Genomic DNA, 23,152 nt, shown 5'->3' on the forward strand with positions numbered 1-23,152 from the left:
GAAGACTTCGGGGGCGGAGTCGCAGATCGCCTTGATGTGGTCGGGGTTGCCGGAGAAGTCGGGGATGAGCAGTTCCACGCCGGTGCCGGGGTTCAGTTCGTGGATCTTGCGGACGGTTTCGGCGTAGAGCCAGACGCCTTCGTCTTCGAGGTCGTCGCGGGCCACACCGGTGACGGTGGCGTAGCGAAGTTGCATGGACTGGACGGAGCGGGCCACCTTGGTGGGTTCGAACATGTCCACGGGGGAGGGTTTGCCGGTGTCGATCTGGCAGAAGTCGCAGCGGCGGGTGCATTCGGAACCGCCGATCAGGAAGGTCGCTTCCTTGTCTTCCCAGCATTCGAAGATGTTCGGGCAGCCGGCCTCTTCACAGACGGTGTGCAGGCCTTCCTTTTTGACCAGGTTCTTCAGCCCGACGAACTCCGGGCCCATCTGGACCTTGGCCTTGATCCATTCCGGCTTCCGCTCCACCGGAACGGCAGCATTGCGCTGCTCGATCCGCAGCATCTTCCGGCCTTCAGGTGCCAATGTCACAGTAGAGCTCCTTCAGGGCTCGAAACCAATGCTTCTTCGTGCTTGTGGAATTCCTCCACGAACCGGTCCACAATATGGGCCGGACGGATGTCCTGTCCTGTTTCCAAGGACATGGTGGTCACGCCTGCATCGGTGATGCCGCAGGCAATGATCTGGCCGTAGGGGGCGAGATCGTTGCTGCAGTTGATGGCGATGCCGTGCATGGTGACGCCGTTCAAGACCCGGATGCCGATGGCGGCGATCTTGCGGTCGGGACCGTTGGCGTCCGCCTTGATCCAGACGCCCGCGCGACCCTTGATGCGTTCCGCCTTGATGCCGTAGTCCGCCATGACCGTGATCATGATGTCTTCGAGGCGTTCCACGTAGTCGCGGATGCCGGCACGGTTCTTCAGCTTCAGGATGGGGTAGGCCACCAGTTGCCCGGGGCCGTGCCAGGTGAGTTTGCCGCCGCGGTCCACCGCGACGACCGGCGTGCCGTCAAACGGCCGTTCGTGGTCCTCGGTGAGCTTGCCGGCCGTATAAACGGCTGCGTGCTCCAGGAGCAGGACTGTGCTGGGGGCAACTCCGGCGACAACCTTGTCATGGAGCTCGCGCTGGGCTTCCCAGCCTTCCATGTAGTCAACGAAGTCGGGGGCAAGACCCAGCTGTGAAAACTCAAGAGTCATGGAATCCAGCTTAGACCCCGAAGCCGTCCCGGCCCGGTTTAGTGTCCAAGCTCACCGGCGCGCACCCAATGTGACTGCAGCGGCCACGGCCTGTGGATAACTTCTGCAGCCCGCCCCGGATTCCGATAGACATGGAGCATGGATGGTGCACAGGCTCCCGAAGTCCCGGGCTACGACGTCGGCCGGCTGCTTGGCCGCGGCGGCAGCGCGGATGTCTGGCTGGCCACGGAACAGCGCACGGGCAGGGACTTTGCGCTGAAGTGCTTCCGTGCCCCGGACGGCAGAGCCCGGGACGAGGCCATGCGGGAGGAGGAAGTGCGGAGGGAAATCCGCATCCTCAGTGTCTTGGACCACCCGCACCTCATCAGGGCCCACGATGCCGTGCGCGTCGCCGGGCCCGCGCCGGGGACGGCCCTGACCATGGACTTCGCCGCTGGCGGTTCGCTGGCGCAGTTGGTGGCATCCCGGGGCAGGCTCAGCGTGGGGGAAAGCGTCACCGTCCTGACTCCCGTTGCGCAGGCCCTGGGATACCTGCACGCCCAAGGCTTCACGCACTCGGACGTGGCGCCCGGGAATATCCTGTTCACCGGGCAGGGGAAACCGATGTTGTCCGACGTCGGTGTGGCCCGGATGCTCGGCGATCCTGGCCGGGCAGTGACGGCTGGAACCGGCGGCTTCGTTGACCCGTCGCCGGTTGATGCCGCCCGCGCGGGACTTCAGCCAGGACGCGATGTGTTCTCGCTGGCCGCGATTGGCTGGTTTTGCCTGACCGGTGAAGCGCCCGGCCGCACGCTGGACCGCCCGCCGCTGTCCTTGCTGGTTCCCGGTGTCCCGAAGGAGCTTGCCGCAGCCCTCGAACAAGGGTTGAACGAGGACCGCCGGCTGCGGCCTACTGCCATGGCGCTGGGTACTGCCGTCTTCCGCAGTGCGGAGGCGCTGCCTCTTGACCTCTCGGGTGCCGTCCATCCCACGGTCCTTCCGGAGCTGCTCACCCGCCGCAGTATCCCGGCCGAAGCGAAGGGTTCCGCGCTGGGCACGAGACTCCGGAAAGTGCGGCGGCGGCTCTCGACCTTGCGGTGGCCGGGCCCGGCAGCGGGGGCCCGGATCCGGCCCTTTCCTTCGCCCCAGGCCGAAGCAACGTCACATGGGAAGCATGCGGGCGCCCCTGCCGGGGTCCGGGCACTGCATATCCCGCGGCTGCCGGCCCGGCTCGCCTTGCCGGCAGTGGGCGTGGCGGCGGCTGGGATGTGGTGGCTGGCCGCTTCCGCCGGCGCCGGACCGTGGCTCGGCGACTCCGCTCCGGGCATGCCGTCCGCTGCCGGCGTTCCGCAAGGACCGGCCGCGCCAGGCCATGACGCCGGGCGTAGCCCCGTCGACGTGCTGGCCGAGGCCCGGCAGCAAGCTGCGGCTGCCGATCCTGCGGTGGCTGTTCGGGGGCTGGCCGCGCTGCGGGATCATGCCTTCAATACCGGGAGTGTGGATCTGCTGTCCGCCGTCAACGCGCCCGGATCGCCCGCCGCGGCCGCTGACCAGGACATTGCCGGGCCATTGGGTGCTTCCCGCCAGCGCCTCGACGGTTTCGCCACGATGGTCTCGGAGGTCACGCCCGAATCCGGGTCGACGCAGGACCACGCCGTCGTGCGCTTGACCTCCGCCTCCTCGGGTTACCAGGCCGTGGGCCCGGAGAACGAGGTGCTGGCGACAGGGCCGGCCAGCCCGGCGCAGCGGCTCAGGCTGGTCCTGGTGTCCGTGGACGGCCGGTGGAAGATCAGCAACATCCTTTCGGGCGGCTGATGACGCGCCCGCGGGCAGGGCTGCCGCACCAGTGCCCCTGGTCAGCCGGCGTTGTCCTTCCCGACCACCCAGCGGGCTGCGGCGTCAAGGTTCCCGTGCTGCCACTGGAAGCCGGCAGCCGACAAAACTGCAGGCTCAATCCGCTGGCTGAACAACAGAAGCTCTTCAGCGAGCCCGGGCATCACGGTCCGCAGCACGGGCGCCGGAACCCGCAGCACGGCAGGCCGGTGCAGTGCGCGCGCCAGCGCCGCAACGATCGCATTGACGTCCGCCTGCCCGGGGGCCGCGACATTTACCGGCCCCGCCACCTGGGATTCGAGGAGGAACAGGAAGGCGGCCGAGACATCCGGAAGCGTCACCCACGGCCAGAACTGGCGGCCGTTTCCGAACGGGCCGCCCACGCCCAGCCGCAACAGGGGGAGCAGCTTGCCCAGTGCTCCGCCGGAACGGCTGAACACCACCCCGGTGCGGGGCGTCACGACGCGAACACCCTCGGGCGCCAGGTTGGCTTCGCGTTCCCACTCGATGCAGATCTGTGCCAACGTGCCTGAACCGGCAGGTGCGTCCTCGCGCAGGACCGTGTTGCCGGCGTCGCCGTAATAGCCTGACGCTGATTGGCTGATGAAGGTGGCAGGCGGGGTTTCAAGCTGCGCCATGGCCTGCACCAGGGTCCTGGTGGGTGCCAGCCGCGAACTGAACAGTTCCTCGACCCTGCGCCGCGTCCAGGGCTTGTCGCCGATGCCGGCGCCGGCCAGGTTGACGACGGCGTCGGCGCCGGCAAGGGCGCCGGGGTCCAGGACGCCGGCCGCCGGATCCCACCTGATCTCTGATGCTCCCGCAGGTTGTCGGCGGACCAGTGTCACCACCGAGTGGCCGGCGTCGCGGAAGGCTGCGGACATGGAGGTGCCGATGAGCCCGGAGGCGCCGGCCATGACGATGTGCATGGTCCATCTCACCACGCCAGCGCGGCTCCGGCACCTCCCGCGGGGGCAGGCGGTGGTTGACTATGATCGAACGATGACTTCCTCGAGCTACTTCCGTTTCCCGCATCTGCACGGCGACCTGGTCACATTCGTGGCCGAGGACGACGTCTGGATCGCGCCCCTGGACGGCGGCCGGGCCTGGCGCGTCTCGTCCCTCCAATTACCCGCCCGCAACCCGCGGTTCACCCCGGACGGCAAGCGGCTGGTGTGGACGGTGGTGCAGGGCACGGCGCCGGAGGTTGTCTCGGCACAGGTCGACGGCGGCGGATACCGGCAGCTCACCTACTTCGGGCACAGCAGCACCAGGGTCAAGGGGTTCACCGCCGGCGGTTCCGTGGTGGTCACCAGCGCATTCCGGCAGGCCGAAAGCCGGCACACCTACGCCTACAGTGTCCCGATGGACGGCGGGTGGGCGCAGGAACTGCCGTACGGCCCGGTTGAATCGGTTGCGTTCGGCCCCGAGGTGGGCGACGAACGTCCGGTGGTGCTGGGGACCGTGCTGTCCCGCGAACCGGCATGGTGGAAGCGGTACCGCGGCGGTACCGCCGGAAAGCTGTGGATCGACAACGACGGCAACGGCGAATTCGAACGGCTGCTGCCCGACCTGGACGGCAATCTCGCCGACCCCCTGTGGGTGGATGGCCGGATCGCCTTCCTCTCCGACCATGAGGGCTACGGCAACCTCTACTCGGTGCTGCCCAACGGACAGGACCTGCGCCGGCACACCGACCACCAGGACTTCTACGTCCGGCACGCCGCCACCGACGGCAAACGGGTCATCTTCGAATCCGCCGGTGAACTTTGGGTCTTGAGTGACCTCGAATCGGAGGCGGTCAAGCTGGAGATCTCCCTGGGCTCTGCCTCGCAGACCAGGCGTCCGGCCCTCCTCGACCCGGCAAAACACCTCGGCGCCGTGGCACCCGATACCACCGGAGCCGCCAGCGCCGTCGAATCGCACGGAACCATCCACTGGGTGCGCCACAAGGACGGGCCCTCCCGCATCATCGAGGCAACCCCGGGTGTCCGCGGGCGCCTGCCCCGGCCTCTGGGCGACGGCCGCATCGCCTACATCGCCGACCACGACGGCGTCGAGGCGCTGCACATCAAGGACATCGCCGCACCTGTCCCGCACAGTGCCCAGCAGGCGACGGCACCGGGCCAGGAACCTACGGCGGACCACTCCGCCGACGCCGGACAAACGGGCACGGAGGGCCCCGAAACGCCCAACCTGCCGCAACCGGTCCCGGCCTCCGGCGCCGCAGTCCTTGCGGGCGGAAACCAACATGTTCCCGCCGACGACGACCAGCAGGCAGACGTCGCCCCGCAGGACTCGACGGCCGCCACGGAAAACAGGGAGGACACGGCGCCCACCGGCATCACCGTCCCCACGCCGTCGCGGGCCAGTTCGCTCGAAGCCAGCCCGGACGGCCGGTGGATAGCACTGGGCACCTCGTTCGGCGACGTCCACGTGGCCGACACCCGAACCGGTAACCTCACGCGCGTTGCCAGCATCGGCGAAGGCAGCATCTCCGAGCTGGCCTGGTCCGCCGACTCGCGCTGGCTGGCGTGGTCGGAACCGGTCACGTCCTTCGGCTCACGCAGCCGCCTGCGCCTGGCCACCGTGGACCGCCTCGATGCCGATCCCGTGGAGGTCACTGACGGCCGTTTCCGCGACGCCTCGCCGTCGTTCACCCCTGACGGCAAGTTCCTGGCGTTCCTGTCCAACCGCAGCTTCGATCCGGTCTACGACGGGCACTCGTTCGACCTTTCCTTCCCCAGCCCCATCAAGCCCTACCTGGTGGCACTCGCAGCTGACACGCCGTCGCCCTTTGGCCCGTCGGTGGATCCCGCCGGCGAGGAGACCGCACCCGAAACCGTAAAGAACGGCGCGGACGCAAGTGAAGGGCAGCAGGACAGCACGGCAGCTGTCCACGTCGACCCGGAAGGCCTGGCGCACCGCGTCATCGGGGTTCCCGTACCCCAGGGCAACTACAGCTCACTGAAGGCCGTGGACGGCGGACTCCTGTGGCTCGACTCCGTCCTGGCCGGCGTGACCGGCGACGGCAAGGCCAGCCAGGAGGACAAGGACGCCCGCCCCAGCCTGGTCCGCTACGACGTCGCCCGCCGCAAGCAAGCCACGCTGGTGGACGCCGTTGACAGCTACCGCCTGTCCGGGGACCGCAGCAAGGTGGTCCTGGTCTCGGACAAGCAGGTCACTGCCGTTCCATCCGATGCCAAGGCGGATGAGGAATCCGGCAAAGCCGTCAAAGTGGACCTGGGCAGGATCAGGGTCCTGCTGGACCCGCTTAGCGTCTGGGGACAGGCGTTCGATGAAGCCTGGCGCCTGCAGCGCGACTTCTTCTGGACCGAAGACATGGCCGGCCAGGACTGGGAATCCATCCGCGCCCGGTACCGTCCGCTGGTGGACCGCCTCGGCTCGCACGATGACCTGGTTGACCTGCTGTGGGAGCTGCACGGCGAACTCGGCACATCCCACGCCTACGTGCGCCCGGCCGCAGTGACCGAGCGGGGCAGCCGCGGGCAGGGCCGCCTCGGCGCCGACCTCACCCACACACCGCAGGGCTGGGAGATCACCCGCATCCTGGCCGGTGAGTCCTCCGATCCGCTCGCCACGTCGCCGCTGACCCGGCCGGGTGTCAGCGCCAAGGCAGGGGACATCCTCCTTGCCATCGATGGTGTCCCCTTGTCACAGGCCGTCACCCCGGCCATGCAGCTGGTGGGTGCGGCCGGACGCGCAGTGGAGTTGACCCTGCTCAACGGCCCGGGACACGGCGGCGCTGCAGGGACCCAGCGGCGGGTCGCCGTCGTGCCTGTCAAGGACGAGGAACGGCTGCGGTACCAGGAATGGGTCGCCGGCAACCGGCGCACCGTCCGCGAGGCCTCGGACGGAACATTCGGCTACCTCCACATTCCGGACATGATGGCCAACGGCTGGGCCCAGCTGCACCGGGACCTGGACACCGAAACCGCGCTGGACGGACTCATTGTCGATGTGCGCCGGAACCGTGGCGGACACACGTCCCAGCTGGTCGCTGAGCTGATCGGCCGCAAGGTCACCGGCTGGAGCATGCCGCGCGGGGAGAAGCCCCGGACGTATCCGCACCACGCTCCGCGCGGGCCGGTGATCATTCTCGCCGACGAATTCGCGGGCTCGGACGGTGACATCATCACCCAGGTCTCCAAACTGCGGGGGATCGGGCCGGTCATCGGAACGCGGACCTGGGGCGGCGTGGTGGGCATCGACAACCGCTTCTCCCTGGCCGACGGCACGGGAGTCACCCAGCCCAGGTACGCCACCTGGTTCGGCGGCGGTGTTGGGTGGAGCGTTGAAAACTACGGCGTGGACCCGGACATCGAAGTGACCTACCCACCGCACGCCTACGCCGCCGGCCGCGATCCCCAGCTTGAGTACGGCATCGGCGCGCTCAAGGAAATGATCCAGGAACTGCCCACCGACCGTCCGCCGGCCCGCTCCGGATACCGCCGCCTGAAGCCTGCGCCGCTGCCCGCCCGCCGGCAGGCCGGCCAGGCGGAGACGCCTGCCTAGGTTTTTCCGGGTAAACCAAAAGGCCCTGCTCCGCCGGACATCCGGCGGGACAGGGCCTTTTTGGTGCTCTATGCCGGCAAGGCTTAGGCCTGAAGCGTGGCATCCAGGGTGATCTCGATCCCGGCGAGGGCCTGGGAGACCGGGCAGCCCTTCTTCGCGGCCTCGGCGATCCGCTGGAAGTCCTCCTCCGAAATGCCGGGGATGCGGGCATTCAGGGTCAGGTGGCTGCCCGTGATGCCGGTCCCCGGCTGGAAGCCGACCTCGGACTTGGTGTTGACTTCCTCAGGCGTGAAGCCGGCCTGGCTCAGTTCGTGGCTGAACGCCATGGAGAAGCATGCCGAGTGGGCGGCGGCGATCAGCTCTTCCGGGCTGGTCTTTCCGCCGGCGGCCTCGGTGCGCGCCTTCCAGGTGACATCGAAGGTGCCAAGGCCGGAGCTGTCCAGGGTGGTGTTGCCCGAACCCTCCGTCAGGCTTCCGGTCCATACAGTGTGCGCATTGCGTGTTGTCGCCATGTCTCTCCTCAACGTCGGTTCGAATCCGGGCCGGCCACCCGCGGCCGGGCCCGCCGTTTCCCATCCTAGGGACCACGTCCGTCCGGTGCACGGGTTGTCCGCTCTCAGAGGATTATGACCGGACAGACGTTTACGGCCGGCTGGTGCGGGGCTACTGCCAGATGGTGGCGATGGCCACGTTCACCAGTGCCAGGCCGCCCACGCCGTGGGCCAGGCCGGTGGAGACAGGCTGCCCGTTCTTGACCTTGCGTGTTCCGATGACGGCCAGGACTGCCACGACGACGGCAATGACGAATTTGATGCCCAGCTTGGCGTAGTTCGGATCCTTGTCCGGGAGGAACGGCAGGATGCCCATCATGGCAATGCCGGTGAGGAGCTGCAGGAACGCGCCATCGCGCTGGCGCGGGTGGACGGTGGGGGTCCGCATCGTGGCAATCCAGTAGCCTACGATCATGGCGGCTCCCACGACGTGCAGGAAGACCAGGATGTTGAAGAGAATAGTCATGGCACCAGCTTAGCCAGTCAGTTCTACGGCCCGTAGCAAAGCCACGCCACGGCGGTCCCGGGAGCGGCTGCGTTGGTTAAACCGCGACGGCGGCGCCGGCCGCGGGCGGTTTCCCACCTGCGCCGGCACCGCCGTCGCTGTCTTTGCTGCGGAGGCTAGAGCCCCAGATCAGCTTCGAAAGCGCCCTCTTCCAGGCGTGCCTTCAAGGTCTGGAGGAAGCGGCCGGCGTCCGCGCCGTCCACCAGGCGGTGGTCGTACGTCAGGGACAGGTACATCATGGAGCGGATGGCGATCGAGTCGTCACCGTTTTCGTCAGCAACCACGACGGGCCGCTTGACGATGGCGCCGGTGCCCAGGATGCCCACCTGCGGCTGGTTGATGATCGGGGTGTCGAACAGGGCACCAACGGAACCAATGTTGGTGATACTGAACGTGCCGCCGGAGAGTTCGTCCGGACCGATCTTGCCGTCGCGGGTGCGGGATGCGACGTCGGCGATCTTGCCGGCGAGGCCGGCAAGGTTCAGGTTGCCGGCGTCGGCGATGACTGGAACCAGCAGGCCCTTGTCGGTGTCGACGGCGATCGCCAGGTGCTCGGCGTTGTGGTAGGTGATTTCCTGCTTGTCTTCGTCGTAGGCGGCGTTGAGCTTCGGGTGCTGCTTGAGGGCCTCGGCCACAGCCTTGGCGATGAAGGGCAGGAAGGTCAGCTTGGTGCCGTTCTGGGCCTGGAAGGAGTTCTTGGCCCGGGCGCGCAGCTTGGCGACCTTGGTCATGTCCACCTCGTGGACCTGCGTCAGCTGCGTGGAGACCTCGAGGGATTCGCGCATGCGGCGGGCGATGACCTGGCGGATGCGGGGAGCCTTCTGGGTGGTGCCGCGCAGGGAGGAGGCAGCAGCGCCGGAAGCGGCCGGAGCGGACGCGGCAGGCGCTGCAGCCGGAGCTGCGGCGGGAGCGGCTTTTGCCTCGGCCGCGGCGATGACATCCTGCTTGCGGATGCGGCCGCCGACGCCGGTGCCGGACAGCGAGGAGATGTCAACGCCGTGCTGGTTGGCGAGCTTGCGGACCAGGGGAGTGACGTAGCCGGACTCGGAACCGCCGGCCGGGGCTGCCTCCTGGGCTGCGGGTGCAGCGGGTGCTGCAGCCGGGGCGGGAGCCGCCGCAGGTGCCGGGGCGGGAGCCGCGGCAGGGGCAGGAGCTTCCTGCTTGGGGGCTTCCTGCTTCGGTGCCTCCTGCTTGGGGGCCTCGGGAGCAGGTGCGGCAGCCGGAGCCGGAGCCGCAGCAGCGGGAGCGCCGGAGCCAATAACGGCGAGCACGGAGCCGACCTCGGCGGTTTCGTCCTCGTTGACCCGGATTTCCTGCAGGGTGCCTGCCACCGGAGACGGAATTTCGGTGTCCACCTTGTCAGTGGAAACCTCGAGCAGCGGCTCGTCCACCTCAACGGAGTCGCCTACGGCCTTCAGCCAGCGGGTGACGGTGCCTTCGGTGACGCTTTCGCCGAGCGCGGGCAGGGTGACGTCGTGGCTTTCGCCGCCGGCCGCCGGTGCCTGCTGGGCAGGAGCTTCCTGGGCCGGTGCTTCCTGGGCGGGAGCAGCCTCAGCCGGTGCGGGTGCTTCCTGGGCCGGTGCTTCCTGCGCAGGGGCTTCTTCGGCGGGTGCGGAACCGCCGCCGGAGCCGTCGCCGATGCGCACCAGGGGTGCGCCTACCTCGGCGGTCTCATCTTCAGCGACCAGGATTTCTTCAATCACGCCAGCTACGGGAGAGGGGATTTCAGTGTCTACTTTGTCGGTGGAGACTTCGAGCAGCGGCTCGTCCACCTCTACCCGGTCACCTACCTGCTTGAGCCAGCGGGTGACGGTTCCTTCGGTGACACTCTCACCGAGGGCGGGCAAGTTAACGGATTCAGACATGTCGTCCCCGTTCTCCTTATTGATCTTTAGTGCGAATGATTGCTGCCATGGTGGAAGCCTAGTGCACCCGGCCTGCGCGGCCGGGTGCACCAGGCCTGGTAATACTGTGGAAAATCAGCCGTGCAGCGGCTTGCCGGCCAGCGCCAGGTGGGCTTCGCCGAGGGCCTCGTTCTGGGTGGGGTGGGCGTGCACCAGCTGGGCGACGTCCTCCGGGTAGGCTTCCCAGTTCACGATCAGCTGGGCCTCGCCCACCTGCTCGCCCATGCGGGCTCCGATCATGTGGACGCCAACCACGGGGCCGTCCTTCTGGCGGACCAGCTTGACCAGTCCGGAGGTGCCCAGGATGGAGCTCTTGCCGTTGCCGGCCAGGTTGTACTCCTGGGTCTGGACCTGGTCGTCGCCGAACTTTTCCTTGGCAGCCTTCTCGGTGTAGCCAACCGTGGCGATTTCGGGTTCGGAGTAGGTGACCTTGGGGATGTTGATGTCCTCGACAACCACCGGCTTCAGGCCGGCGATTTCCTCGGCAACGAAGATGCCCTGCTGGTAACCACGGTGCGCCAGCTGCACGCCGGGAACGATGTCGCCCACCGCGTAGATGTTGCCGACGCCGGTGTGCAGGCGCTCGTTGGTGATGACGAAGCCGCGGTTAATGGTGATCCCCGCGTCCTCGTAGCCCAGGTTGGCGGTGACCGGGCCGCGGCCAACGGCAACCAGCAGCAGGTCGGCTTCGAAGGTCTTGCCGTCCACGAGGGTGACCTTGACGCCGTCGTCATTCTGCTCGACACCCTGGAAGAACACGCCGGTGGAGAACTTGATGCCGCGCTTCTTGAAGGCACGCTCGAAGTTCTTGACGATCGTCGCATCCTCGTTGGGAACGAGGGAGGGGAGGCCTTCGACGATGGTGACGTCCACGCCGAACGACTTCCAGACCGAGGCGAACTCGACGCCGATGACGCCGCCGCCGAGGATGATGGCGCTCTTGGGGATGTAATCCATGGTGAGGGCCTGGTCCGACGTGATGACCTTGCCGCCGATTTCCAGGCCGGGAAGGGTACGGGAGTAGGAGCCGGTTGCCAGGACGATGTTCTTGCCCTTGTAGGCGGTGCCGTTCACGACGACGGTGTCGGTGCCCTGCAGCTTGCCTTCACCCTCGATGACGGTGATGCCCTTGGACTTGATGAGTCCCTGCAGGCCCTTGTACTTGCCGGCGATGATGCCGTCCTTGTAGGCGTTGACAGCGTTGATGTCGATGCTGTCGAGGGTGACGTTCACGCCGTACTTGGCGGAGTCACGGGCGTGGTCTGCCAGCTCTGCAGAGTGCAGCAGGGCCTTGGTGGGGATGCAGCCGTTGTGGAGGCAGGTGCCGCCCAGCTTGCCCTTCTCCACGAGGCCGACGGTAAGGCCCAGCTGTACCGCCCGCAGCGCCGCGGCGTACCCGCCGCTGCCGCCACCGAGTACCAGGATGTCGAATTCTTGCGCAGTTGCCTGATCGGCCACTAAAACGCTCCCTCGCGTGAACGATGACGCGATCAGCGCGCATCATCTGGTCTTGGAACTTGCACTGCCGTGATTATGTCAGCAGGGCAACTCTCTTGCATTTGTGACTACCGTGGTTCACCTTAGCGAACCACCTATCCATGCTCCACCTTGGCGGCGCGTTTGTGGAGCGCTTGTGGCCAGTGTCACGCGGCTTTGTGGCGGAGGGATCACCCCCGCCGCAAAGCCGCGCGGCACGGCCCGTCAAGCCTTGATCAGGCCGCGGCGAGGATGTCCTCGACGTACGCGACCAGGGTCCGGACGGTGCAGCCGGTGCCCTGCTTGTGTGTGTAGCCGTACGGGCTGCCGTTGTTGAATGACGGCCCGGCAATGTCGATGTGCGCCCACGGGATCTGCGCGCCCGCCTTATCCTTACCCACGAACTCGCGCAGGAAAACGGCAGCGGTCATCATGCCGCCGTGCCGCTCTCCGATATTGGCAAGGTCCGCCACCTGGGAGTCCAGGCTGGGGCGCAGTTCTTCCGGCAGGGGCATCGGCCAGACCAGCTCGCCGGCGCGGTCCGCGGCAACCTTGAGCGCGCCGGTGACGCTGTCCGAGCCCATGATGCCCGCGGTGCGGTTGCCCAGTGCGATAAGCTGCGCGCCGGTAAGGGTGGCGACGTCAATGATGGCGTCCGGGTATTCGCCGCTCGCTGCGACGATGCCGTCCGCCATGACCAGCCGGCCTTCGGCATCCGTATTAAGTACTTCCACGGTCTTGCCGCCGTACATGGTCAGGACATCGGCGGGGCGGGAGGCGGCACCGCCGGGCATGTTTTCGGCGATGCACAGCCAGGCCGTGGCCTTGACGGGCAGGCCCAGCCCGGCGATGGCCAGGACAGTGTTAAGGACGACGGCGGCGCCCGCCATATCGCTCTTCATGTCACCCATGTTCAGGGCCGGCTTGAGGGAAATTCCGCCGGTGTCGAACGTGATGCCCTTTCCGACGAGGGCAATCTTCGACGTCGCCTTGGCGGGGGAGTATTCGACCTTCACCAGGCGCGGCTGCCGCGAGGAGCCCTTGCCAACGCCCATGATGCCGCCGAAGCCTTCCTTCTCCAGGCGCTTCTCGTCCCAAACGGTCACCTTCACCGGAAGGCCCTTGGCGAGATCCTTGGCGGCCTCTGCGAAGGATTCCGGGTACAGGTGGCTGGGCGGGGTGTTAACGAGGGACCGGGTCGCATTCACGGCCTTGGCCACCAAGCCTGCGCGCTTCAGCGCGGAGTCCACCCCGGCGGTGCCGGCCAGTTCGGTGAAGATCACGGCGTTCCGGACCGGGTCCTTCAGCCCGTCAGTCGAGGACCGGAACTCGGTGAAGGAGTAGGCGCCCAGCGCCGCGCCCTCGGCGACGGCAGCGACGTCCTGCACGGTCGCCGTCGGAAACGCCAGGGTGACTGTGGCCAGGCCCGCAAGCTGGCGGACCGCCGAGCCTGCGGCGCGGCGAAGAGCCTCGCCTGCCAGCGGTTCGCCGGCCGCGACCTTGCCAACCCCGGCCAGGGCCAGGATACCGGCTCCGGTTTCGGGCAGCCCCGGCAGGCGTACAAGCTGGTCTGCCGCGCCGGTAACGCCCAGCGCCTTGAGGGATTCCGTGAGGGCTTCCGCGGACTTTGCCGTCAAGGGGTTGTCCAGGAGAACGGGCCCGTCGGTTCCCTGCCCCACCCCGATGACCACTGCCTCGCTGGCGCTCTTCTTCATGTCCCGCGAGACGGTACTAAGGTTGATTTCAGTATTCTTGACCACAGGGATGAGTCCTCAATTCTCGAAACGTTCGGGCAGGAATGCATGTTGGGCGCTCTGCCATGGTGGCCCGGCTCCGGCCGTCGTGGACCGCTCCGGGGGCGTGCCAGCCCGCCTGGCAGGCCAGTTCCGATCGTAGCCCTTCCGCGCCACGGCGGGAGAATTTCCTGAGATGTGCGCCACACGGGGTGCCGGAATGCCCGGCCCGTCCGCCGCGTTATGCAAGATGTCCACCCGAACCCTGAAAGGAACACGCCGTGCTTGAACGGATTTCCGGCTCCCTGCTGGACCCCGACGCGCTCTACGCCAGCAACATCGAGCTGTTCCACAGCCCCGATCTGCGGGGGTTGAACCTGGTCATGGGTTTCACCGGTTTCGCCGACGCCGGCCACGTGGTGAAGCAGATCAACGCCGAACTGCTGGACACCCTCGATGCCCAGCCGGTGGCGGTCTTCGACGCCGACCAGCTGATCGACTACCGGTCCCGCCGCCCGCACCTGAGCTTCGTGGAAGACCACATCCAGGACTACCAGGAGCCCCGCCTGGCCCTGTACCGCCTCGTCGACGGCCTCGGCAAACCGTTCCTCCTCCTGGCTGGATTCGAACCCGACCTGCAGTGGGAGCGGTTCGCCCGCGCCGTGGTCAACATCGTGGAGAAACTCGATGTCAACCTGGTCACGTGGATCCACTCGATCCCCATGCCGGTCCCGCACACCCGTCCCGTGGGCGTCACCGTGCACGGAAACCGGCCTGAGCTGATTGAAGGCATTTCGGTGTGGAAGCCCACCGTGGAAGTTCCAGCCGCCGTCGGCCACATCCTGGAATTGCGCCTCGTCGAAGCCGGACGCAATGTCGCCGGCTACGTCATCCACGTGCCGCACTACCTTGCGGAGGCAGAGTACCCCACGGCCGCCGTCGCCGGCCTCGAATACCTCGGTGCTGCGACGTCGCTCATGCTGCCCACCGACCGGCTTCGTGAATCGGGCCGTGACGTCAGCCGCCAGATCGCCGAGCAGATCGAGGCGTCCGAGGAAGTCCAGCAGGTGGTGGCCCGCCTCGAAACGCGCTACGACGAGAAGGCCGACGGCATGGTGCGGCGCTCGCTCCTGGCCAACGAAAATGACGAGCTTCCCGACGCCGACGACCTCGGCGCCGCCGTGGAGGCATACCTGGCCAGGGAGAATCCGAAGCCGTAGCGGCGCGTCACGGCTTCGGGGGAGCCTGCCGGGGCCGGGCATAATGAACAAGTGACTGCTCCCCGCGCCTGGCTGATTTGGACCGTTGGAATTTTCGGGTACCTGGTGGCCGTGGCGCAACGCACCTCCTTCGGGGTAGTGGGCCTTGAGGCCACCGAGCGCTTCCATGCCACGGCCTCGGCCATATCCTTTTTCACGGTCCTGCAACTGCTGGTCTACGCCGGGTTGCAGATCCCGGTCGGATTGCTGGTGGACAGGTTCGGCTCCCGGGCAATGATCGCCGGCGGTGCCGTGCTGATGGGGCTGGGCCAGTTGCAGCTTGCCTTTGCCGAGAGCATCCCGGGCGGGGTCCTGGGCCGCGTGCTGGTGGGAGCCGGCGATGCCATGACCTTCATCTCGGTGATCCGGCTCATCCCGCTGTGGTTTGCTCCGGTCCGCGTCCCCCTGGTGACCCAGCTGACCGGCATGTCCGGCCAGCTGGGGCAGCTATTCAGCGTCCTTCCCTTCGCGCTCGTCCTGCACCTGTCGGGCTGGACTCCCGCCTTCCTGATGCTGGCCGGGATGTCGGCCCTCGCCGTCGTGCTGGTCCTCCTGCTGCTGCAGGACGTTCCGCCGGGCACCGAACGCCCGGACGCCCGGCAGGGGCTGAAAGCAACCGGCGTCTCGCTGGCGCGCGCCTGGCGCCAGCCCGGAACCAGGCTGGGAATGTGGAGCCACTTCACCATCCAGTTCAGCGGCACCGTGTTCGCGATGACCTGGGGCTACCCGTTCCTGATCTCCGGCCAGGGCCTGGACGCCGGTACCGTTGCAGCTCTGATGGCGCTGTATGTTGCCGCTGCCATGGCCGTGGGCCCTTTCATTGGCCGCTTCGTTTCCCGCCACCCGCTGCGCCGCTCCACCATGGTCCTGCTCATTGCCGGTTTCACGGCCGCCGCCTGGGCCGCGGTGCTGTTGTTGCCCGGCAGGTCTCCGCTGTGGCTGCTGGCCATGCTGGTGGTCGTCCTCGCCATCGGCGGCCCGGGGTCGATGATCGGTTTTGACTTCGCGCGGACTTTCAACCCCGCGCACCGGATCGGGACGGCCACCGGCATCGTCAATGTTGGCGGTTTCATTGCCGCCCTGGTGTCCATCTTCCTGATCGGCCTGGTGTTGGACCTGCTCTATGCCACCGGATTCTCGCAGGGTGTCCTGTATGGCCTGGACCCGTTCCGGCTGGCCCTCAGCGTCCAGTTCCTGCTGCTCGCGATTGGATCGGCAGCGATCGTTGCCTCCAGGCGAAAGGTGCGCCGGCAGATGGCTGCGCAGGGAATCGTCGTGCCGCCCCTGCGCAGTGCCTTGGCGCGGCAGCGCCGGGAGAGCCTGGCCCGCCGCCGGCAGCCTGCACCTACCGACGACTAAGGGCGCAGGCCACTGGTCCTCCACCGCTCGGGTTTCCCACATAGCCGAACGGCCCGGTGCGCGCTGCGCGGCAGGGGGCCAATGCTGGAGCCATGACAGCTCCGGAACGATTGACAGTCCACGGCCCCGAAGACATCCTCGGCTTCATCCCGCATTCGCTGGGATACTGGCCGGCATCGAGTCTCGTGGCCATGACCTTGCGCGGCACCACGCTGGGAGCCACGCTGCGGCTTGACCTTCCCGACCTGGAGACACAGGTGGACCCGTCGGGGTTCGCCCGCGCCGTCCGCCGCTACCTGCAGTCTGACGTTGAGGCCGACGGCTCGCTGCTGGCGATTTTTACCACCGACGCCGGGGCGGCGCCGCCTACCGCCTACGACCAACTGGTCCGCGACGTGCAGGCTGTCCTGGACCAGGCGGGCATGCCTGTCCGTCACGCGTGGTTCGTGGGCGACGCGTATTGGCGGGACGCCCTGTGCCGGGACTCGTCGTGTTGCCCACCGCCCGGCCGCCCGGTCCAGCAGATCAGGGACAGCACGCTTAATGCCGAGATGGTGTACCGGGGCAGCAGCATCGAGGCAGCGCCGGGATCGGGCACTGCGCACGTGCCGGCGCTGCCGGGCAAATATGTGGCCTCCGTCCTGGCGCGGGAGGACGGCTGGATGGAAGAACTGGCCGGGCGGACCCGGAGCAGGGCCCAGTTCAGCTCCGTGCTGGACTTCTGGGAGAGGATCCTGGGCCAGCCGGCCGCGACGCCGTGGCAACCGGACGCCGAGCGCGATGCGTTCCTTCGCGCCACCATCTTCGTGCCGACTTGGCGCGATGCCGTTCTGGTCATGGCAGCAGCGGGCAGGAGTGCCGCGGAGGCAGGAGCTGAGCTTTTCGGGGCCCTTGACGATGTGGGTGCGTCTGAGGTTGCCGGCGACTCCGCCGTGTTCGCGCCGTTAGCCTCGCCGGCCGCATGCCTGGACACGGCGCCGCGGTTGCGGACGCCGGGGTTCGGGGCTGCAACAGCGCCTGCGCGGCTGGGCCGGGACCGCCGGCCACGTTTACTGAACCCCGCCGGACCTCCGGTTGCCGGTTACGGCGAGATCCTGATGGGAGTGGCGCCTGAGGTGCCCTGCTGGGCGGCCCTGGACATGTTGGACCGCGTCCTTGAACACTTGGCAGCGCCGGGCGGACGGGCCGGGGCTGCAGCCTTGGCCGGCAGGGGATGGATAGCCTGGTGCCGCGGCCGCGGATCGTACGCGGCCGCCTACCTGGGCGAGGCGCTCCGGCTTGAGCCCGGGTACAGGCTGGCGGAATTGTTGCTGGACATTGTCGCGCGGGGTGCGCTCTGCGGCTGGGCGGCGCGGAAGGACGCTGCCTGGCAGAAATTCGGGCCGGATCCCTTTGGGCCGGAGCGCGGAGGTGTGGTCTGACGCCCGGCCGTGGTGGCCCCGGGCCACGCCTCTCAGGGGCGCCGGAAGCGCTGGGGTGGTAATGGATGCCGGCAGGAGAGGCCGGATTCGGCCAAATCATGAGACAATGGATGCCGAGACCCGGTTGGGTCCGTGTATCGAGTGCTTGTAACCGTGCCCGCAAGGGAACATTACAGCCGCTCCGGGAGTTGTCTTAAGTGACTCTGCCGGCCGTGGTGGCGCTTGGTTTCCACCACGGACTTGACAGGGTCATAGTGGTGTTGCCCGTATGGTGATTCCACAGACCACCGCTAGAAAGGTTTTCTGTGACCCCGTCTTCCACGAAGAAGGATTCCGCCGCCCAGGATGTCTTGTCCCCTGAGGAGAAGCAGGCCGCGACCAACGCCAAGCGGGCAGCTACGCGGGCAGCCAACAAGGCTTCGTCCGGTGAGGCTGCAGCGGACGGCAAGCGCGAGCCGAAGAAGCGCGGGCCCAAACCGGGCGCCAAAGCTGCAGCAGAGGCTGCCGGCAAGTCCACCGGTGACGTTGACCCGGACGACGTCGAGGAGGTCGAGGAGGACATCGACGACATCGTCCTCGAAGGCCCCGACGCGGTCGAGGATGCCGACGCCGATCCCGTCAAGGGTGCCGCCGGCAGCGGCAAGGGCTTCGTCTACTCCGACGCCGACGACGACGACGCCCCGGTCCAGCAGGTCATGTCCGCCGGCGCCACCGCCGACCCCGTCAAGGACTACCTGAAGCAGATCGGCAAGGTGGCACTGCTCAACGCCGAGCAGGAAGTCGACCTGGCTCTCCGGATCGAAGCCGGACTGTTCGCCGAAGAAAAGATCGCTGCCGACGGGGACACCATGGACCCCAAGTACAAGCGCGAACTCGAATTCATCATCCACGACGGCAAGCGCGCCAAGAACCACCTCCTGGAGGCCAACCTCCGCCTCGTGGTTTCCCTGGCCAAGCGCTACACAGGCCGCGGCATGCTCTTCCTGGACCTCATCCAGGAAGGCAACCTGGGCCTGATCCGCGCCGTGGAGAAGTTCGACTACACCAAGGGCTTCAAGTTCTCCACGTACGCCACCTGGTGGATCCGGCAGGCGATCACCCGCGCCATGGCCGACCAGGCCCGTACCATCCGTATTCCGGTGCACATGGTTGAGGTCATCAACAAGCTGGCCCGTGTCCAGCGCCAGATGCTGCAGGACCTCGGCCGCGAACCCACGCCCGAGGAACTGGCGCTGGAACTGGACATGACCCCGGAAAAGGTTGTCGAGGTCCAGAAATACGGCCGCGAACCAATCTCGCTGCACACTCCCCTGGGTGAGGATGGCGATTCCGAGTTCGGTGACCTGATCGAGGACTCCGAGGCGGTGGTCCCTGCCGACGCAGTGAGCTTCACCCTGCTGCAGGAACAGCTGCACTCGGTACTGGATACCCTCTCCGAGCGCGAAGCAGGCGTCGTTGCCATGCGGTTCGGCCTCACCGACGGGCAGCCGAAGACTTTAGACGAAATCGGCAAGGTCTACGGCGTCACCCGCGAGCGGATCCGGCAGATCGAATCGAAGACGATGTCCAAGCTCCGCCACCCGTCACGGTCGCAGGTGCTGCGCGACTACCTGGACTAGATCTCCAGCGCAAAAAGCCAGGCCGCCCCGACCCCACCCTGCGGTGGGCCCGGGGCGGCCTGGCTTCTTAACCCCCGTGAGGTTCCCCCTAAGGACGGTTAAACGCCGGTGGGACCCATCCATTCGGACAGGTCCCACCGGGTTCGTTGTTACCGATGCCTCATCTAGTCGATCTCGACGGGAGCCTTCTCGTGAAGCTTTCCCGTCTCGTCGTGCCAGTCGGAGCTCAACGGCTTAAGCGTCGCCTCCACTGCACGGGCGTGGTGGCCACAGAACAGCAGCTCACCGCCGGAGGACTCGAGTACAACCCGGACATATGCCTGAGCTCCGCAACGGTCGCACCGGTCCAGTGCGTTGAGCGTGCGGTCTGCCACTGCTGTTGTCATGTCGGCCTCCTTAGTAGATCAGTACATCTATATAACCAGCATTCGTATCCAATCCATCGCAAGGATGGGGCAAGTTCGCTGTGCGCGTATCCGCAAGGTTGGGTCAAGAATGTCCCACCGACTGCCGGGACCCTGCCCGTGGCGCGCCGCACAGCGGCCGGCGGGTGTGGCAGCAGGCTCCTGTCGCTGCCGCCGACTACCCTAGAGGGAGCGGTTCCAGTGCCGCTCCCACGTCCCTGAAGGAGTTCATCACCAGTGGCACCAAGCTCTGAGTACACCGCCCGGCACCTTTCCGTCCTGGAAGGGCTCGAAGCTGTCCGCAAGCGCCCGGGCATGTACATCGGCTCAACCGACTCGCGCGGCCTTATGCACTGCCTCTGGGAAATCATCGACAACTCGGTGGACGAGGCCCTGGCAGGCTTCGGCCACGACATCCGCATCATCCTTCACGCGGACAATTCCGTCGAAATCCACGACGACGGCCGCGGCATTCCCATCGACAAGGAGCCCAAGACGGGGCTCACCGGCGTCGAGGTGGTATTCACCAAGCTGCACGCAGGCGGCAAGTTCGGCGGTGGCTCCTACACCGCGTCCGGCGGCCTCCACGGCGTGGGCGCGTCGGTGGTCAACGCCCTCTCCTCACGCCTCGACGTTGAGGTGGACCGCGGCGGGAAGACCTACCGGATGTCGTTCCGCCGCGGCGAACCCGGCCGGTTCAAAGACACCGGGTCCAAGCCGGATCCGGCAGCGCCCTTCACGCCGTTCGTTAACGACTCTGTCCTGGACGTCGCGGGCAAGGCCAAGCGCGGAGTCACGGGGACCCGCATCCGCTACTGGGCGGACCGGCAGATCTTCACGCCGGACGCGAAGTTCTCCTACGAGGACCTCGCAGCCCGTGCCCGGCAGACCTCGTTCCTGGTTCCCGGGCTCAAGCTCACCGTGCGCGACGAACGCAAGCTCCCGGGAACCCCCGGTGAGGCAGGCCCGCACGAAGAAATCTTCCACCACGACGGCGGCATCTCGGAGTTCGTCGAATTCCTGGCCGCCGATCCGGCCGTCACCGATGTGTGGCGGCTGCACGGTTCCGGCAAGTTCAAGGAAACCGTCCCTGTCCTGGACGAACGGGGCCACAGCCAGCTGGCGGAGGTCGAACGGGACTGCGAAGTGGACGTGGCCCTGCGCTGGGGCATTGGTTACGACAGCACCGTCCGCAGCTTCGTGAACATCATTGCCACCCCGAAAGGCGGCACCCACCAGTCCGGCTTCGAGCAAGCCCTGGTCAAGACGTTCCGCAAAGCCGTGGAAACCAATGCCCGCAAGCTCAAGGCCGGCAACGACAAGATCGACAAGGACGACATCTTCGCCGGCCTGACCGCAGTCCTGACCGTCCGGCTCGCCGAGCCGCAGTTCGAGGGGCAAACCAAGGAGATCCTCGGCACCAGCGCCGTCCGCGCCATCGTGGCGCGGGTGGTGGAACGGGAGATCACCGCCAAGCTCACCTCCAGCAACCGGAACGACAAAGCGCAGTCGGCCCTGCTGCTGGAAAAGATCGTCAACGAGATGAAGTCCCGCATCTCGGCCCGCGTGCACAAGGAGACGCAGCGGCGCAAGAATGCCCTGGAAACGTCCTCGATGCCCACCAAGCTCGCTGACTGCCGCACGGACGACGTCGAACGCTCCGAACTCTTCATCGTGGAAGGCGACTCCGCCCTCGGCACCGCCAAGCTGGCCCGCTCGTCCGATTTCCAGGCCCTGCTGCCCATCCGCGGCAAGATCCTGAACGTGCAGAAGGCATCGGTGGGGGACATGCTCTCCAACGCCGAATGCGCGGCCCTCATCCAGGTGGTGGGCGCCGGCTCCGGCCGCAGCTTTGACATCAGCGCCGCCCGGTACGGCAAGGTCATCCTCATGACGGACGCCGACGTGGACGGCGCCCACATCCGGACCCTGCTGCTGACCCTGTTCTTCCGCTACATGCGGCCCATGATCCTCGAAGGCCGGGTCTTCGCGGCGGTTCCCCCGCTGCACCGGGTGGAGGTTATCAACGCCGGCCAGAAGGCCAACGAGATGATCTACACCTACTCCGAAGCCGAGCTCCACGTGCTGCTGGCGCGCCTGGCCAAGGAGGGGAAGCGGTACAAGGAACCCATCCAGCGGTACAAGGGCTTGGGGGAGATGGACGCCGAGCAACTGGCCGAGACCACCATGGACCCACGCCACCGGACCCTTCGGAAGGTGGGCATCGAGAATGCCCAGCAGGCGGAGGAGATCTTCGACCTCCTGATGGGTTCGGATGTCTCCCCGCGCAAGGACTTCATCATCGCCGGGGCGTCCAGCCTTGACCGGGAGCGCATCGACGCCTGAGGGTGCCGGCCTTCGGCAGGTCAACCACCGCGGCGGCAGGTCAGCCGAGCAGCCCCGGAACCACGAGCAAAGCGGTTGGCAGCGCGAGCAGCAGGATGCAGCCGGCCAGGACGGCACTGCGGGCCGCGGCCGGCAGTTGGGGCTGGGGTGTCAGCAGGCGGCTGACCCTGGACGCTGCAGTCCGGACCGCGTCCGAGCCCGGTCCCATGGAGGCCGCCTCCAGCCCTGAAAGCGCCAGGCTGGGTGAGGACGGCCGGATGCCACCAGCTTCGGGGTTCGCTGCCGAGCCGCTGGCGACGATGGCGATGGCCTTGATCAGGGTCGCCTTGCTCTCGGTCCGCAGGGCGACGTCGTCAGCCAGCATCTCGATGAGTGAGTTGACCGATTCCTGGGCAAGGCGGGTGGTGGGCAGCCAGGGCAGCGCCTGCCGCCAGGCGGCAAACGCCCAGAGCAGCAGGTGGTGCCGTTGGCTCAGGTGGGCGTTCTCATGGATGAGGACGGCGCGGAGTTCAGCCGGCTCGAGGGCGGCCATCAGGCCGTCCGACAGGACGGTCACAGAGCGGGCCCCACCCGGCAGGCAGTAGGCCACCGGGGAATCATGGCTGATGACCAGGGTTCCGGTGTCCTGTCCGGACGGTGAGGCCAGCAGGGCCAGGAGTTCACGGTGCCGCCGCCGCTGCCGCTGGATCTTGTAGTAGGTGAGCAGCAGGGTGAAGACCAGGTGAGCGGTCAGCAGGGCCGCGGCGGACAGGGCGAAGATGTGCCAGAACCCCAATGCCGTGGTGGGAGCGCTGAAAAGTACCATGCCGGCGAGGGCCCGAAGGCCGGCCACCAGGTTGTCGCCAATCGGCTCCAGGCCATAGACCAGCATGGCGCCGATCATGGACAAGCCACCTGCGAGGGCGATCGCCTGCCAGAGCAGCATCGCGGTGAAGGGCGACCTGGCCGGCCATTGTGCCTTCGAAAGGAGGATCGGCACCGGCCACGCAAGGACTATCGCAAGGACCGCCAGCAGGTACGAGGCCCAGAACATG

At 67.2% G+C, this 23,152-nt stretch carries 17 protein-coding genes; 7 read left to right on the plus strand and 10 right to left on the minus strand.

The genetic code is table 11. The features are described 5' to 3' along the window. On the minus strand, positions 1–531 hold a 531-nt coding region (locus C563_RS0105655), incomplete at its 3' end, for a lipoyl synthase (protein WP_018761072.1). Further along, entirely contained in the window at positions 528–1,196 is a 669-nt protein-coding gene (gene lipB / locus C563_RS0105660) for a lipoyl(octanoyl) transferase LipB (RefSeq protein ID WP_018761073.1), read from the minus strand. The genes C563_RS0105655 and lipB, both read right to left, overlap by 4 nt. Before the next feature lie 138 nt (positions 1,197–1,334). On the opposite strand from lipB, the gene C563_RS0105665 reads away from it, so the two are divergent. Further along, entirely contained in the window at positions 1,335–2,990 is a 1,656-nt protein-coding gene (locus C563_RS0105665; RefSeq protein ID WP_018761074.1) for a serine/threonine-protein kinase, read from the plus strand. 41 nt (positions 2,991–3,031) lie between these two features. Here the strand turns inward: C563_RS0105665 and C563_RS0105670 are convergent, their stop codons facing one another. Continuing rightward, positions 3,032–3,934, minus strand: a complete 903-nt coding sequence (locus C563_RS0105670; protein WP_018761075.1) for a TIGR01777 family oxidoreductase — start codon at positions 3,932–3,934, stop codon at positions 3,032–3,034. A 73-nt stretch (positions 3,935–4,007) separates the two neighbouring features. Between C563_RS0105670 and C563_RS0105675 the strand changes: the two genes are divergently transcribed. Then, the gene (locus tag C563_RS0105675; RefSeq protein ID WP_018761076.1) at positions 4,008–7,541 is read left to right on the plus strand and encodes a S41 family peptidase; all 3,534 of its coding nucleotides are present in this window, start codon (positions 4,008–4,010) and stop codon (positions 7,539–7,541) included. Between the two features lie 83 nt (positions 7,542–7,624). Here C563_RS0105675 and C563_RS0105680 read toward each other — a convergent pair whose 3' ends face one another. The 5 genes from C563_RS0105680 to C563_RS0105700 all read right to left on the minus strand — a co-directional run bounded on the left by C563_RS0105680 (position 7,625) and on the right by C563_RS0105700 (position 13,737). Beyond that, a complete protein-coding gene (locus C563_RS0105680) occupies positions 7,625–8,053 on the minus strand; it encodes an OsmC family protein (protein ID WP_018761077.1) in 429 nt (142 codons plus the stop codon). Between the two features lie 151 nt (positions 8,054–8,204). Then, positions 8,205–8,558, minus strand: coding sequence for a hypothetical protein (locus C563_RS0105685; protein WP_018761078.1), 354 nt, complete (start codon positions 8,556–8,558; stop codon positions 8,205–8,207). A gap of 155 nt (positions 8,559–8,713) precedes the next feature. Then, entirely contained in the window at positions 8,714–10,462 is a 1,749-nt protein-coding gene (gene sucB / locus C563_RS0105690) for a 2-oxoglutarate dehydrogenase, E2 component, dihydrolipoamide succinyltransferase (protein ID WP_018761079.1), read from the minus strand. Positions 10,463–10,576: 114 nt separating this feature from the next. Then, positions 10,577–11,959, minus strand: a complete 1,383-nt coding sequence (gene lpdA / locus C563_RS0105695; protein ID WP_018761080.1) for a dihydrolipoyl dehydrogenase — start codon at positions 11,957–11,959, stop codon at positions 10,577–10,579. Positions 11,960–12,213: 254 nt separating this feature from the next. Next, complete coding sequence (locus C563_RS0105700) at positions 12,214–13,737, minus strand: leucyl aminopeptidase (protein WP_026264397.1); 1,524 nt, start codon at positions 13,735–13,737, stop codon at positions 12,214–12,216. A gap of 254 nt (positions 13,738–13,991) precedes the next feature. Between C563_RS0105700 and C563_RS0105705 the strand changes: the two genes are divergently transcribed. The 4 genes from C563_RS0105705 to C563_RS0105720 all read left to right on the plus strand — a co-directional run bounded on the left by C563_RS0105705 (position 13,992) and on the right by C563_RS0105720 (position 19,368). After that, entirely contained in the window at positions 13,992–14,930 is a 939-nt protein-coding gene (locus tag C563_RS0105705) for a proteasome assembly chaperone family protein (RefSeq protein WP_018761082.1), read from the plus strand. A 51-nt stretch (positions 14,931–14,981) separates the two neighbouring features. Next, positions 14,982–16,328 carry an MFS transporter gene (locus C563_RS0105710; protein ID WP_018761083.1) on the plus strand — a complete coding sequence of 449 codons (1,347 nt, stop codon included), beginning with the start codon at positions 14,982–14,984 and terminating at the stop codon, positions 16,326–16,328. A 92-nt stretch (positions 16,329–16,420) separates the two neighbouring features. Continuing rightward, a complete protein-coding gene (locus C563_RS20895; RefSeq protein WP_043423779.1) occupies positions 16,421–17,749 on the plus strand; it encodes a DUF4192 family protein in 1,329 nt (442 codons plus the stop codon). A gap of 305 nt (positions 17,750–18,054) precedes the next feature. Then, on the plus strand, positions 18,055–19,368 hold the full coding sequence (locus C563_RS0105720; protein WP_018761085.1) for an RNA polymerase sigma factor: 1,314 nt from the start codon (positions 18,055–18,057) through the stop codon (positions 19,366–19,368). Between the two features lie 164 nt (positions 19,369–19,532). Here C563_RS0105720 and C563_RS0105725 read toward each other — a convergent pair whose 3' ends face one another. Beyond that, positions 19,533–19,754, minus strand: coding sequence for a DUF7455 domain-containing protein (locus tag C563_RS0105725; protein WP_018761086.1), 222 nt, complete (start codon positions 19,752–19,754; stop codon positions 19,533–19,535). A gap of 255 nt (positions 19,755–20,009) precedes the next feature. Between C563_RS0105725 and C563_RS0105730 the strand changes: the two genes are divergently transcribed. After that, positions 20,010–22,118 (plus strand): DNA gyrase/topoisomerase IV subunit B, encoded by a 2,109-nt coding sequence (locus C563_RS0105730; protein ID WP_018761087.1) that lies wholly within the window; start codon positions 20,010–20,012, stop codon positions 22,116–22,118. Positions 22,119–22,158: 40 nt separating this feature from the next. Here C563_RS0105730 and C563_RS0105735 read toward each other — a convergent pair whose 3' ends face one another. Then, positions 22,159–23,151, minus strand: a complete 993-nt coding sequence (locus tag C563_RS0105735; RefSeq protein ID WP_018761088.1) for a M56 family metallopeptidase — start codon at positions 23,149–23,151, stop codon at positions 22,159–22,161. Position 23,152: the final 1 nt, after the last annotated feature.

The sequence above is a fragment of the Arthrobacter sp. 135MFCol5.1 genome, from assembly GCF_000374865.1.
Lineage (GTDB): Bacteria > Actinomycetota > Actinomycetes > Actinomycetales > Micrococcaceae > Arthrobacter.